Origin of the sequence: Schaalia sp. ZJ405 (genome assembly GCF_011038885.2) — a bacterium.
Classification (GTDB): Bacteria; Actinomycetota; Actinomycetes; order Actinomycetales; family Actinomycetaceae; genus Pauljensenia.
In genome coordinates this window covers 399,851-412,358 of sequence record NZ_CP064952.1, presented here as the reverse complement: position 1 = coordinate 412,358, position 12,508 = coordinate 399,851, and the positions used below count along the sequence as shown (strand labels likewise).

12 protein-coding genes, 4 tRNA genes and 1 pseudogene are annotated in these 12,508 nt (G+C 60.2%); 5 read left to right on the top strand and 12 right to left on the bottom strand.

Going from position 1 to position 12,508, the window contains the following annotated elements; all coding sequences use genetic code 11:
- Nucleotides 1-243: 243 nt before the first annotated feature.
- Entirely contained in the window at nt 244-798 is a 555-nt protein-coding gene (locus G7Y41_RS01760; protein ID WP_165316231.1) for a GNAT family N-acetyltransferase, read from the top strand.
- A 70-nt stretch (nt 799-868) separates the two neighbouring features.
- Here the strand turns inward: G7Y41_RS01760 and rplA are convergent, their stop codons facing one another.
- The 5 genes from rplA to G7Y41_RS01735 all read right to left on the bottom strand — a co-directional run bounded on the left by rplA (nt 869) and on the right by G7Y41_RS01735 (nt 3,484).
- Entirely contained in the window at nt 869-1,585 is a 717-nt protein-coding gene (gene rplA / locus G7Y41_RS01755; RefSeq protein ID WP_165217484.1) for a 50S ribosomal protein L1, read from the bottom strand.
- 69 nt (nt 1,586-1,654) lie between these two features.
- On the bottom strand, nt 1,655-2,086 hold the full coding sequence (gene rplK / locus G7Y41_RS01750) for a 50S ribosomal protein L11 (RefSeq protein ID WP_165217482.1): 432 nt from the start codon (nt 2,084-2,086) through the stop codon (nt 1,655-1,657).
- Nucleotides 2,087-2,239: 153 nt separating this feature from the next.
- Nucleotides 2,240-2,959: a transcription termination/antitermination protein NusG gene (gene nusG, locus G7Y41_RS01745; RefSeq protein WP_165316243.1), complete on the bottom strand. Its 720-nt coding sequence runs from the start codon at nt 2,957-2,959 to the stop codon at nt 2,240-2,242.
- Nucleotides 2,960-3,078: 119 nt separating this feature from the next.
- Entirely contained in the window at nt 3,079-3,375 is a 297-nt protein-coding gene (secE, locus tag G7Y41_RS01740; RefSeq protein WP_165217480.1) for a preprotein translocase subunit SecE, read from the bottom strand.
- Between the two features lie 33 nt (nt 3,376-3,408).
- Nucleotides 3,409-3,484, bottom strand: a tRNA-Trp gene (locus G7Y41_RS01735).
- Nucleotides 3,485-3,673: 189 nt separating this feature from the next.
- Here G7Y41_RS01735 and G7Y41_RS01730 point away from each other — a divergent pair.
- The 3 genes from G7Y41_RS01730 (at nt 3,674) to G7Y41_RS01720 (ending at nt 7,040) form a co-directional block, all read left to right on the top strand.
- Nucleotides 3,674-4,897: a pyridoxal phosphate-dependent aminotransferase gene (locus tag G7Y41_RS01730; RefSeq protein WP_165217478.1), complete on the top strand. Its 1,224-nt coding sequence runs from the start codon at nt 3,674-3,676 to the stop codon at nt 4,895-4,897.
- Between the two features lie 158 nt (nt 4,898-5,055).
- Nucleotides 5,056-5,868: an alpha/beta hydrolase gene (locus G7Y41_RS01725; RefSeq protein ID WP_165217476.1), complete on the top strand. Its 813-nt coding sequence runs from the start codon at nt 5,056-5,058 to the stop codon at nt 5,866-5,868.
- An 11-nt stretch (nt 5,869-5,879) separates the two neighbouring features.
- Nucleotides 5,880-7,040, top strand: a complete 1,161-nt coding sequence (locus G7Y41_RS01720) for an adenosine deaminase (protein WP_165316230.1) — start codon at nt 5,880-5,882, stop codon at nt 7,038-7,040.
- Nucleotides 7,041-7,057: 17 nt separating this feature from the next.
- Here G7Y41_RS01720 and G7Y41_RS01715 read toward each other — a convergent pair whose 3' ends face one another.
- From G7Y41_RS01715 to G7Y41_RS01695, 5 genes are all read right to left on the bottom strand, one after another.
- Nucleotides 7,058-8,203, bottom strand: coding sequence for a UDP-N-acetylmuramate dehydrogenase (locus G7Y41_RS01715; protein WP_165316229.1), 1,146 nt, complete (start codon nt 8,201-8,203; stop codon nt 7,058-7,060).
- Nucleotides 8,204-8,369: 166 nt separating this feature from the next.
- On the bottom strand, nt 8,370-8,540 hold the full coding sequence (gene rpmG / locus G7Y41_RS01710; RefSeq protein WP_165217469.1) for a 50S ribosomal protein L33: 171 nt from the start codon (nt 8,538-8,540) through the stop codon (nt 8,370-8,372).
- A gap of 52 nt (nt 8,541-8,592) precedes the next feature.
- Nucleotides 8,593-8,669 (bottom strand) — tRNA-Met (locus G7Y41_RS01705).
- 30 nt (nt 8,670-8,699) lie between these two features.
- A tRNA-Thr gene (locus G7Y41_RS01700) sits at nt 8,700-8,772 on the bottom strand.
- A gap of 148 nt (nt 8,773-8,920) precedes the next feature.
- Nucleotides 8,921-9,002, bottom strand: a tRNA-Tyr gene (locus G7Y41_RS01695).
- A gap of 245 nt (nt 9,003-9,247) precedes the next feature.
- Between G7Y41_RS01695 and G7Y41_RS01690 the strand changes: the two are divergent.
- A pseudogene (locus G7Y41_RS01690) lies at nt 9,248-9,752 on the top strand (YajQ family cyclic di-GMP-binding protein).
- A 199-nt stretch (nt 9,753-9,951) separates the two neighbouring features.
- On the opposite strand, the gene htpX reads toward G7Y41_RS01690, so the two are convergent.
- A complete protein-coding gene (gene htpX, locus G7Y41_RS01685) occupies nt 9,952-10,830 on the bottom strand; it encodes a zinc metalloprotease HtpX (RefSeq protein WP_165217465.1) in 879 nt (292 codons plus the stop codon).
- Between the two features lie 91 nt (nt 10,831-10,921).
- Nucleotides 10,922-12,439, bottom strand: coding sequence for an FAD-dependent oxidoreductase (locus G7Y41_RS01680; protein WP_165217463.1), 1,518 nt, complete (start codon nt 12,437-12,439; stop codon nt 10,922-10,924).
- Nucleotides 12,440-12,508: the final 69 nt, after the last annotated feature.

Below are 12,508 nucleotides of genomic sequence, written 5' to 3'. Positions count from 1 at the left end.
GCCTTTAGGCTGCGCTCACTCACCTGCGTCGGCTGCTTTCGCGCTTCGTCCAAGTTTCCTTGGATCCGACGGTCTTGGGCAGTTCCCTAGAGTACCAGCCCAAGGAATGGCACCCAAGTGGATCAGGTGTGGGAGTGGACACGCTCGCCCTCGTGAAGGTCGCCCTTCGTCCTCGTCAATAGCAGGAAAGGGGACGAGGACGACGCGCAACCACACCCTGGAATCCTCCTGTATTGTGAGGAAATGATCAAAGACTTCACTACCGAAAGGCTTGTGCTGCGAGCATGGCGTCGAGAGGACGCAGACAGTCTCTTCCGCTACGCGAGCGATCCGCGAATAGGACCGGCTGCGGGATGGCCCCCTCACCAGACGGTCGAAGAATCGGCGCACATCATTGACACCGTGCTTTTTCAGCCCGAATCCTACGCAATCACCTTGCGTGACACCGACGAAGCCATCGGCGCAATTGCCCTGAAGATGGGCGACGCCACCGACCTGACCGACCGCGCCGACGAATGCGAACTCGGCTATTGGATCGGCGTTGACTACTGGGGGCGGGGTCTTGTGCCCGAAGCCTGTAGGGAACTCATCCGACACGCATTCGAGGACCTCGGTATGCGGGCCGTGTGGTGTGCGTACTACGACGGGAACCACAAGTCAGCTCGGGTGCAAGACAAACTTGGGTTCGTCTTCCATCACACAAGTGACAATGTTCCGGTGCCACAGCTCGGCGAAGACCGCACCGGCCATGTCAACCTGATGACACGGGACACATGGGAAGCGCACACCATCAGGTGACCATTGGCGTTAAACGACAAATCCCCGGAACGTCAGAAACGTTCCGGGGATTGACGGAATTTCACTCAGATCAGGATGCCTGCTCCGAGGTCAGGTTCTTCGTCTTCGTGACATCCAGCGGAATGCCGGGGCCCATCGTTGTAGAGACGGTGCCCTTGGAGATGTAACGACCCTTCGACGAGGACGGCTTGAGGCGGAGCACCTCTTCGAGGACAGCGGCATAGTTCTCGGTCAGTTGCTCAGCAGAGAAAGATGCCTTGCCAATGATGAACGCGAGGTTCGAGTGCTTATCCACGCGGAACTCAATACGCCCACCCTTGATTTCCTTGATGGCCTTGGCAACATCCATCGTCACGGTGCCCGTCTTGGGGTTGGGCATCAGGCCACGGGGGCCGAGGACGCGGCCGAGGCGACCAACCTTGCCCATGAGGTCCGGAGTAGCAACGGCGACATCGAAGTCGGTGTAGCCCTTGGCAACCTTTTCGATGAGTTCGTCGCCACCGACTTCGTCAGCTCCGGCGTCGATTGCTTCCTGTGCACGCTCGCCAACGGCGAAGACCAAGACCCGGGAGGTCTTGCCGGTGCCGTGCGGCAGGGAAACGGTGCCACGCACCATCTGATCCGCTTTACGCGGATCAACACCGAGTCGGAACATCACCTCAACGGTCGAGTCGAACTTGGTGACGGTGGTTTCTTTGGCCAGCTTCATGGCCTCAAGAGGGGTGTAGAGCACATCGGCGTGAATCTTCTCAGCTGCCGCGCGGTAGCTCTTTGAGCGCTTCGTCATTCTGCTTCTTCTCCTTGCAGTCGTGGGATGTGGGCAGCGCCTGCCCTACCACTGGGAAATGTTGTGGGGTCAGTCTTCGACGGTGATGCCCATAGAGCGGGCGGTACCGGCGATGATCTTTGCTGCGGCTTCGATGTCGTTCGCGTTGAGGTCCGCCATCTTCGCCTGGCCGATCTCGCGGGCCTGGTCCATCGTGATGGAGCCAACCTTGACGGTGTTCGGCGTGCCGGAACCCTTCTGGAGGCCAGCGGCTTTCTTAATCATTTCCGCTGCCGGAGGAGTCTTGAGGACAAAGGTGAATGAACGATCCTCATAGACGGTGATTTCAACGGGGACGATGTTGCCACGCTGCGACTCGGTCGCGGCGTTGTACGCCTTCGTGAACTCAACGATGTTCACGCCGTGCTGGCCCAGAGCGGGACCGACAGGCGGAGCAGGTGTTGCGGCGCCGGCTGCGATCTGAAGCTTGATCAGGCCGGTGACCTTCTTCTTCGGTGCCATGTAAATTCGGGTCTTCCTACGTTTGTTCCACAGCGACGGTTGTCGCCGGGGTTATGCGCGGGCCGCAGGCCACGAAGGCACAGCGATCCCAATTCGCACAGACATTGATACTAACGCGCGCGCGGACCTGTTCCCAAGTCCGCGTGCGACACTTCACTGTTCGAGCTTGTCGACCTGGTCGAATCCGACTTCCAGCGGAGTCTCGCGCTCGAAGATCGTCACGAGGACCTTGAGCTTCTGAGTCTCGGGCATGATCTCGGAAATCGTTGCCGACATTCCCTCAAACGGACCGTCGGTCACGGTAACAACCTCGCCCGGTTCGTATGCAACCTGGACTTCCTGGACGGGGGCGGGGCCTTGCTTCTGCTCGACAGCCGCCTCTTCCATGACATTCGGTGTCAAAAGCATGACGACCTCGTCAATCGTCAGCGGAACAGGGTTGTGCTGGTCACCGAGGAATCCGGTGACTGCGGGCGTCTCCTTGACAACGCGGTAGGTCGCCTCGTTGAACTCCATGCGAACGATGATGTATCCGGGGATGCGCACACGCCGCACGCGTTTCTTCGCGGTCCCTCGGTATTCCATGACGTATTCGTCAGGAACTTCAACTTGGAAAAGCTGTTCCTGGAGGCCCTGATTCTCCACGCGCTGCTCAAGGTTGGCCTTGGCTTTGCGCTCGTGACCGGAATAGGTGTGGATGACGTACCAGTCACCGGGGGCCACGTAGAGCTCACGACGGAGTTTCTCAACCGGATCCTCGTGAGTTGCCTCAGCGTCCTCGGGCGTGTTGGCGGCGTCGACCGCTGCCTCGGTGGCGGTCTCGTCCGCGAGTGTTTCGGCAGTCTCGTCGACAGGGATGTCGGCAGATGTCATTTCTTCGCTCACGCGTGTTCTCCTCGTTGCCTCGGTCGGCTTGCTTCGATGTCCGATCCTCGATGTCACGCCGTAGAAGAAACCCGCCTGCAGGTTCCTGCGGGCGGGTTCTCTTGGCTTCAGCCGAAGATCAATGCGCTTAGTCTACCGAATCCCAAGTCCAATAGGCCAGCGAAAGCCATGATTGCTGCCACAAAGACAACGACAACCACGAAGTAGGTCCAGGTCTCCTGACCGGAAGGGTAGGTGACTTTCTTCATCTCCGAAATCACCTGGAGGATAAACGTCCAGATCCTCTTGAAGATATTCGGCTTCTTATCGGCTTCAGCTGGGGATTCATCACGCTTGCGGGTCGCCGAGATCTTTGTGCGATCCGGGCGCGCGGAGCTGTCGCTGATGACGTTGCTGTCGCTCATTCGATCCTCCACTTGTGCCAATCAGGTTCTTCCTGGCAGGGCAGGCGGGACTCGAACCCACAACCGCCGGTTTTGGAGACCGGTGCGCTACCAATTGCGCCACTGCCCTACATGAGTTGGGGAAACTCACTCGGTCGAGTTTAGGGAACAAGTGGTCCCCTTGTCCAACCTAGTGCCTCCCAAGTGGGTCACATATTGGGGACGAGGACGAGGCGCATCCCACGACTGTCGCAATCGTTACCGTTTCGTATTGCGGCAAAGAGGAGACTTTTGTCCGTTGACATGGAACCATTGGGACGTGACTACTTCAACTGCTTCAACTGCATCTCGTGTTTCCGCTCGTTTCGCTGCGATTACACCGTCAGCTACGCTCGCCGTCGACGCCAAAGCCAAGGCTCTCAAGGCTCAGGGCCGTCCGGTGATTGGGTTCGGCGCCGGTGAACCTGACTTCGCCACGCCCGATGACATCGTCGAGGCCGCTGTTCAGGCCGCCAAGGACCCCGCAATGCACCGCTACACGCCCGCCGCTGGCCTTCCGGCACTGCGCGAAGCGATTGCTCAGAAGACCCTGCGTGATTCCGGTTACGAAGTGGATCCCGCTTCGGTCCTCGTGACCAACGGTGGTAAGCAAGCGGTGTTCCAGGCCTTCGCTTCGATCCTCAACCCCGGTGACGAGGCCCTTCTCCCGACGCCGTATTGGACAACGTACCCCGAGGTCATCAAGCTCGCCGGTGGTGTGACAGTTCCGGTTTTTGCCGGAGCCGATCAGGACTACAAGGTGACAGTCGACCAGCTTGAAGCGGCACGCACTGACCGCACAAAAGTCCTCCTCCACTGCTCACCGTCAAACCCAACGGGAACCGTGTACACACCGGAGGAAACGCGCGCGATCGGTGAATGGGCACTCGCGCACGGCATCTGGGTCATCACCGATGAAATCTACGAGCACCTCCTCTACGAGGACGCTCAGCCGGCCCACATCGTTGCCCTCGTTCCCGAGCTGGCAAATCAGACCCTGGTACTCAACGGTGTCGCCAAGACATACGCGATGACGGGGTGGCGTGTTGGCTGGATGATCGGACCGCTCGACATCGTCAAGGCCGCAACCTCTTTCCAGTCTCACCTCACATCGAACGTGTCAAACATGGCCCAACGTGCCGCGCTGCAAGCCGTTTCTGGTTCTCTCGACACAGTGCACCTCATGCGCGAAGCTTTCGACCGTCGTCGCCAAACAATGATCACGATGCTCCGCCAGATCGATGGGCTTGAGGTCCCCACACCCAAAGGGGCGTTCTACGCCTACCCGAACGTTGAGAACATTCTCGGACGTTCGATCCGCGGGACCGTTCCAACGACCTCGGCGCAGCTGGCCGATCTGATCCTTGACGAGGTCGAGGTCGCGGTTGTTCCCGGCGAAGCATTCGGCCCATCTGGCTTCATCCGCCTGTCCTACGCCCTCTCCGACGATGACCTTGTCGAAGGTGTCGGTCGAGTTCAAGAACTCCTCGCCGAGGCCCGCTAAGCATCTGTCGACTCTCGCACGCGGTGAACAACCGCGTTGATGGTCCATCTGTTCTGTGCCGTCCCACCGCTGTGGGACGGCACAGTTCACGTCCAGTTCATTCTCACCGTTGCACACGTTGCCCGATCAACGGGCGGTGACTCTGCCACAATAGGGTCATGGACCTCCACTTTCTTCGCGCAAATTCAGCAAAGCCCCACGGGACCGTCTTAGTAGCCCACGGTTACGCCGAACATTCAGGCCGCTATTTCCCTCTTTTCGATGCGCTAACAGCCTCCGGCTACGACGTCGCCTACTACGATCATGCGGGTCACGGCACCGCATCCGGTCCGCGAGCGCGCGTCGACGTCGGACGACTCATCAAGGATCACCTCGATGCCCGCCGCATCGTGCTCACGCATGCTCGTACTCGTGACATTTTCCTCTTCGGACACTCAATGGGAGGACTGATCACCGGGGCTTCAACACTCATTGACTCCTCCCACTTGCGCGGCACCGTTCTCTCAGGGCCAGCTTTCCGCCCCATATCGGGGATTAGTCCCGACCTTGCGCGCAAGCTCCTCCCCCTCGCGCGAATGTGCCCGGGCCTCATCGCATCCCCCGGCGACTTACCGAACGCCGAATCCAAGCTGTCGCGTGACCCGGCGGTTCAAGCTGAGTTCGATGCCGACATTCTCAACTGGCACGGCGGGGTCGCTCTGCTCACCGGAGCGACAATGCTCGTCCAGGGCGACGAATCGATCCGTCATGCTCACCGCCTATCAACGCCCATGCTCATCCTCCACGGGGATCAGGACCGCCTCGCCCATCTCGACGGGTCACGGGAATTCGTTGCTGCGGCGCTCGAGGCCCACCCCGACCTCGACCTTGAGCTGCGGATCATCCCCGGTGCCTACCACGAGGTACTCAACGAGCCGGAAGGACCGCAGCTCATCACCGACATCGTCGAATGGCTGAACGCACACCGATGAGGCGCGATGACATGCCCGCCCGGCACAAAAGTTCAGCGCGTCCGGCCTTCGACCTGACCACAGCTACACCTCCACCCCCCGGACGACGAGACCCATCAACGCTCCCCAAGGCTCACCTCCACCTCCATTTCACTGGGGCAATGCGACCGCAGACACTCATCGAGCTTGCCGAGGACGCCGGGATTCGTCTTCCTCAGCACCTCGTTGAACTCGACCCGCTGAAAGTCCCCGCGGATGGGCGTGGATGGTTCAGATTCCAGCGTTCCTACGATGCTGCACGCCACCTCGTCCGCTCCGAAGAAGTCATGCGCCGCATCGTTCGCGAGGCCGCCGAGGACGATGCCCGCGAAGGCTCCGTTCGACTTGAGATGCAGGTGGATCCAACGTCTTACGCCCCCTGGGTTGGGGGAATCACTCCGGCCCTCGAAATCATCCTCGATGAAGCTCGCGCAGCCTCGAAAACCACCGGGGTGGATGTCGCAATCATTGTTGCGGCGTCACGTATCCGTCACCCCTTGGACGCGCGGATCCTCGCTCGCCTCGCTGCGCAATACGTTGGCGACGGAGTTGGCGACGTCGTCGGATTCGGCTTGTCCAACGATGAGCGCGTGGGAACAACATCGGAGTTCTCTGCGGCATTCCACATCGCGCGTCGTGCCGGTCTGGCCTCACTACCTCATGGCGGAGAATTACTGGGACCGCAATCCGTCAGGGAAATCGTTGCGGCTCTGAGCCCCGCACGACTCGGCCACGGCGTGCGCGTCAGTGAAGACCTGGAACTTCTTGATCGTCTTGCCAGTTCCGGTGTGGCCTTCGAGGTGTGCCCCACGTCGAACGTTCACCTGGGGGTCTATCCGGACTTTGCTCACGTTCCGTTACCAACGCTCATGGAACACGGTGTGAAAATCGCCCTGGGCGCAGATGACCCTCTGCTCTTCCATTCGCGCCTTGTGGCGCAGTATGCGGCAGCTCGTGATGCCTTCGACTTCAGTGACGCACAGCTGGCCGACCTGGCCCGTGAGTCAATTGACGCATCGCTGGCATCACCGTCTCGAAAAGCACAGTGGCGAGGACAGATCGTCGCATGGCTTGCCACAGAACCGGGAACCGAGGACGGCGGAGGTCAGCAGGGATGCGGACCTGCCTCCTCGAGTTCGATACCGAGCTCCTAGAGGTCAATACCCGGCTTCTAGAGGTCAATACCGAGGCAGACCGGCTCGGGGACAAGATGGATCCCGAAAGTGTCCTCCACGCCCCGCTGAATGGCGCGGGCAAGATCGGCGATCTCGCGTGCTGTGGCTCCCCCACGGTTTGTCAGCGCGAGCACATGACGCGACGATAACGCAGCCCGTCCCTCGCCCGGAAGCGCGAACCCCTTCGTAAATCCCGCGTGTTCGATAAGCCACGCCGCCGATGTTTTCACCAGGGGGGTGCCATCAGCGGCTTCCCCCGCGGGATACCGCGGGGCGTCCTCGTCAATGACCGATGCCGCAGATGAGGGGATGATCGGGTTCGTGAAGAACGACCCCGCGGACCACGTGTCGTGATCACCTGGGGTGAGGACCATCCCCTTTGAGGCACGCAGGCTCAGGACAGCTTCACGGACGCGACGAGAAGCGACCACGTCACCCTGTTCCACGTCGAGACTGCTCGCAAGCTGGCTGTACAGGATCGGAGCGCTCAGGTGTGATCGACAAAGCCGGAAGGTCACCTCAAGGACAACCCATCGTCCCGTTGGTCCCCATCCGCTTTCCAGGATCGAACGCTTGATCACGGAGGTTCGGTAGCCGAAAGCCATCTGCTCACGCGTGAGCGTCACCTCGCGGTGTTCCTGCCGATCCCACGCCCGAATGCTTTCAAGGAACTCAGCGACTTCGTGACCGTATGCGCCGATGTTTTGCACGGGAGCTGCACCGACTGTCCCAGGGATCCCCGACAACGCCTCAAGTCCCGACAGACCACGGTCAACGGTCCAGGCAACAAGTTCGTCCCAGGTCGTCCCTGCGGAAGCGATCACACGGACAGCCTCGTCCTCGTCCCCCGAAGTATCCGAGGACACCGGGGCGCCCTCTCCATCAGGAAGAGGACCCGCACCGACCGCGGGTGCGGGGTGCTGAGTAATGGCAGCGACGCCGTGGGAGACAACGACCCCCTCAAAGGGAGCGTCCGAGGCGAGGAGATTCGATCCACCGCCGATGACGAGCAGAGGCAGACCCGTGGCATCCGCCTGGGCAACCGCCTCGATGAATTCGCTCTCGGATTGGGAGCGGACAAATTGAGCGACAGGGCCGCCGACACGTAGCGTCGTCAGGTCAGCGAGGGTCGGGGCGGACATGGGGCTCCTTCACAAAATGGGGACGAGGACGAAGCGGTCTAGCTCCCGAATTCTCAGGCCTTGCCGTGGAAACGTCGAGGCTCTCGGAGCAGATGATGGGGCGGATACAGCGAACGCCCCCGGGATCACTCCTCAGGGGCGAACGCGACACGTTGTGTCGACGGAATCAGCGTGTCTCGCGGTGCATCACCGACTTGCGGCAACGCGGGCAGTACTTTGCCAGTTCGAGACGATCCGGCGTGTTCCGACGGTTCTTCTTCGTGATGTAGTTGCGCTCCTTGCACTCCGAGCAGGCCAGAGTGATCTTGGGGCGAACGTCCTGAGACTTGCTTGCCACGGTTGCTTCCCTCTTTTGCTGATAGTTTGTGTCGCGCGCGACCGGTCAATCTTGGTAGCGGGGGCGGGACTCGAACCCGCGACCTCACGATTATGAGTCGTGCGCTCTAACCAGCTGAGCTACCCCGCCACGGCGGTTGCGACCGGAGCCGCGAACCAGAGCCCCGAAAGGGAATCGAACCCTTGACCTTCTCCTTACCATGGAGACGCTCTGCCTACTGAGCTATCGGGGCAACGCCGGAAAGCCTAGCTCAGGCCCGACTACCGAAGCAATCGAATCGCATGAGAAGGACCTCACAGCGTTTCCCGGTTTTCACCGGGCGGCGCGACAGCACGGTAAAAACCCTGCCGGCGCAACCTCTTCGACCGAAGTCGAAAGTGTGGCGGGGGAGGGATTCGAACCCCCGAAGCATTCCGCGTCTGATTTACAGTCAGATCCCTTTGGCCACTCGGGAACCCCGCCGTGCACCGTTTTTCGGTGCCGTGGAAGAATAACAGAATTCAACGCCCAAATGCGAATCAGAGCGGCCCCAAGAAGTTGAGCAACTGAGGGCGGACCACGCCGACAACCTCTCGGTGACACCGGCAAAAAACACCGATATTTCGCCACCCGCCCTCGTCACCCACTACGCTAGGGGGCATCACGCGCGCGTCATGACCACGTGGATCATGAGCAAAATCACGCGCGATCCGTTGAAAGGACCCACTATGGCTGACTCGTCATTCGACATCGTCTCTAAGCTCGACCGTCAAGAAGTAGATAACGCCGTGAACCAGGCCGCGAAGGAGATCGCCAACCGATACGACTTCCGTAATGTTGACGCCGCGATCCGCCTGTCTGGAGATGCCATTGAGATGGAGGCAAACTCACCTGAGCGTGTCTTGGCGATCCTTGACGTTCTTCAGACGAAACTCATCCGGCGTGGTCTGTCCCTCAAATCCCTGGACTATAAGGATCGCGAGCCAAAAGCCTCCGGGAAAATCTACAAGCTTGTCACGCCGCTGAAAGAAGGCATTGCCCAGGATGAAGCGAAGAAAATCTCCAAGCTCATCCGCGACGAGGGCCCCAAGGGTGTCAAGGCGCAGATTCAGGGCGATGAACTGCGCGTGTCCTCAAAAGTCCCGCGACGATCTTCAGGCCGTCATTGCGCTGCTCAAGGGCCCGGCGGGGGAAAAGTTTGACACGGCTCTCCAGTTCGTCAACTACCGCTGAGGCGAGGCAAGCAGGCCTGACGCGATCTGGGGATGCACCGAGCTGATCCGATTCTGAGAACCGATCTCATTCGATTCTCAGAACCGACGCGGCTGAGCGCCCCACCTCGTCAGCAGCTGGCATCACGCGCGTCGGCCTCGTCAGTATCGGCACCACGCGCGCCGGGGGTAGCGGACAGGAGAAGACGCCCCTGTCTTTGTCAGTATCCGGCGATCTTTTCTAAACGTTCGATGCGTTGATCCATCGGCGGGTGCGTGGAGAAGAGAGCGCGCATCCCCTGGCCGCGGAATGGGTTGGCAATCATCATTGCCGCAACATTCTGATTCGCCGGTGTTGGCTGCATAGGCCTGCGCTCGGTCATGTGATCAAGTTTGCGCAGCGCCGAGGCCAGAGCTAGGGGATCCGACGTCAGCTGCGCCCCGTCCTCGTCCGCATCGAACTCACGGGTTCGCGAAATGGAAAACTGAATGAGCGTGGCGGCGATGGGGGCAAGAAGTGACATGGCGATGGCGGCGAGCACTCCCACTCCCCCGTTGTTGTCGCGTCGGTTCCCTGCCCCGAAGAACATGAGGAACTGTGCGATCGACGTGATGATTCCGCCCATCGCGGCCGCCACTGAGGACGTGAGGATATCGCGGTTGTACACGTGCATCAGTTCATGGCCGAGGACGCCGCGCAGTTCCCTCTCATTGAGCAGCTCAAGGATGCCTTCGGTGCAGCACACCGCAGCGTGTTGAGGATCACGCCCCGTGGCAAAAGCGTTCGGTGTCTGAGTTGGCGCAATCCATAGCGACGGCATCGGCTGACCTGCCCGCTCCGACAGTTCCCGAACGATCCGGTAGAGATCGGGACGTTCCGCCTCGGTCACGGCGTACGCATTCATTGACCGCAGTGCGATTGATGCGGAATTCCAGTAGGCAATGCCCGTCTGGACGAGGCCGATTCCAGCAAAAACCCAGATCCACCACGCCCGTCCTGTTCCTTGAGCGATCACTGCGCCGATCAGGAGAAGAATCGCCCACATCGACGCCAGAAGCACCGTGGTTTTCAAGCCGTTGTGATAACTGCGACGCGTCATGAAACTAGAATATGAGGCGCAGCTGAATGCTTCCTGAACGCCACGCTCACGCAGCGCCCTCCGCGCCCGCGACCGTCACGAGTTCCTCCCTTCAGGAACCCTTTGAGGTGCGCCGACCTGGACCCGTGTAGTCATCGAAGCGTTCGGGGGCACTGGGAACCCCCATTTCTCCCATGTCTCCAATCAGGGACGAGGACGCAGCCGCACCGTCACCTGTTGCCCGTGAGATATCCGTCATCGCGCGCCGCGACACAACTTTGACGCGTTCACGGATTCCGCGACCGTTGGGGAGTTCTCCGAATTTCTCGCCGAGTTCCTTCTCGTAGGCGTCGAGGAGTTCCCACCCCTGCCAGGTGGTGTATTCGACTCCGCGTTCGTCCAGGAGCGCAACCATCGCCTCATGGCCAACACGTGGTGTTGTCGCGTGGAGCTTACCGGCGTTCGCGTCTTCGACGAGGTGAGCAATGGTTTGCTGCGCGTCCGACTTCGTTGAGCCGATGAGACCGACGGGGCCTCTCTTGATCCATCCCGTTGCGTAGATGCCGGTGAGAACCTCGTCCTCGGCTCCCGCATGAGCGAGCACACGACCTTCGTCGTTGGGGACGACGCCGCGTTCCCGGTCAAAAGGTAAGCCCTCAATCGGCGATGAGTAGTAGCCGACTGCGCGGTAGACCGCTTGGACTGGCCACGTTGTTTTCACACCCGTGCCGCGCACACTGCCGTCACCGGTCAACTCTGTGCGTTCGGTGCGCAGGGCTTTCACATGTCCGGATTCATCACCAAGAATCTCTGCCGGAGACTCAAAAAGATGAATGTGGATGCGGCGTGATGCCCGGTGCTCCTGGGGATCCACCGACGCGTAGTTCGTTAATGTTTTGACAACCTGACGCTGCTGATTTGATTCGCGCAGTGCCTTTTGCGAGCCCTCGTCAAAGTCGAAATCTTCTTCGGAGACGATGACATCAACATCGGGAACCTTGCCGAGCTCACGGAGCTCAAGAGGAGTGAACTTCACCTGCGCGGGACCGCGACGGCCGAAGACGTGGACATCCGTCACCGGATTGCGTGCCAGACCCTCGGCAACGTTCTCGGGGACCTCCGTGACCATCATGTCCTCTGCGTGCTTTGCAAGCACTCGGGCAACGTCGAGGGCGACGTTGCCCACACCGATAACGGCAACCTCCTGTGCCTCCAGCGGCCATGTCCGGGGGTAATCGGGATGTCCGTCGTACCAGGACACAAAGTCAGCGGCACCGTAGGACTCGGGAAGATCGATTCCCGGGATATCGAGGGGAGCATCTCGGTCTGCTCCCGTTGCAACGATGATGGCGTCGTAGTGTTCACGCAGGTCATCGATCGTCACGTCCCGACCGATTTCAACGTTTCCTAGGAGACGGATGTCACCGCGTTGGAGAATTCGATACAGAGCAACGATGATCTGCTTGATGCGCGGATGATCGGGGGCAACGCCGTAGCGAACAAGGCCGTAGGGTGCGGGGAGACGCTCGAAGAGGTCGATGTTCACCTCAAGTCCCGATTTCGACAAGATATCCGATGCGTAAATACCTGCCGGGCCTGCGCCGATTACCGCGACATTCAGTGATGCCAAGCCACGTCTCCTTCATCATTCGAGCACGCGGAGTGCCCGACCTGTAAAAGTCCGTCCCCTAGCTTATCG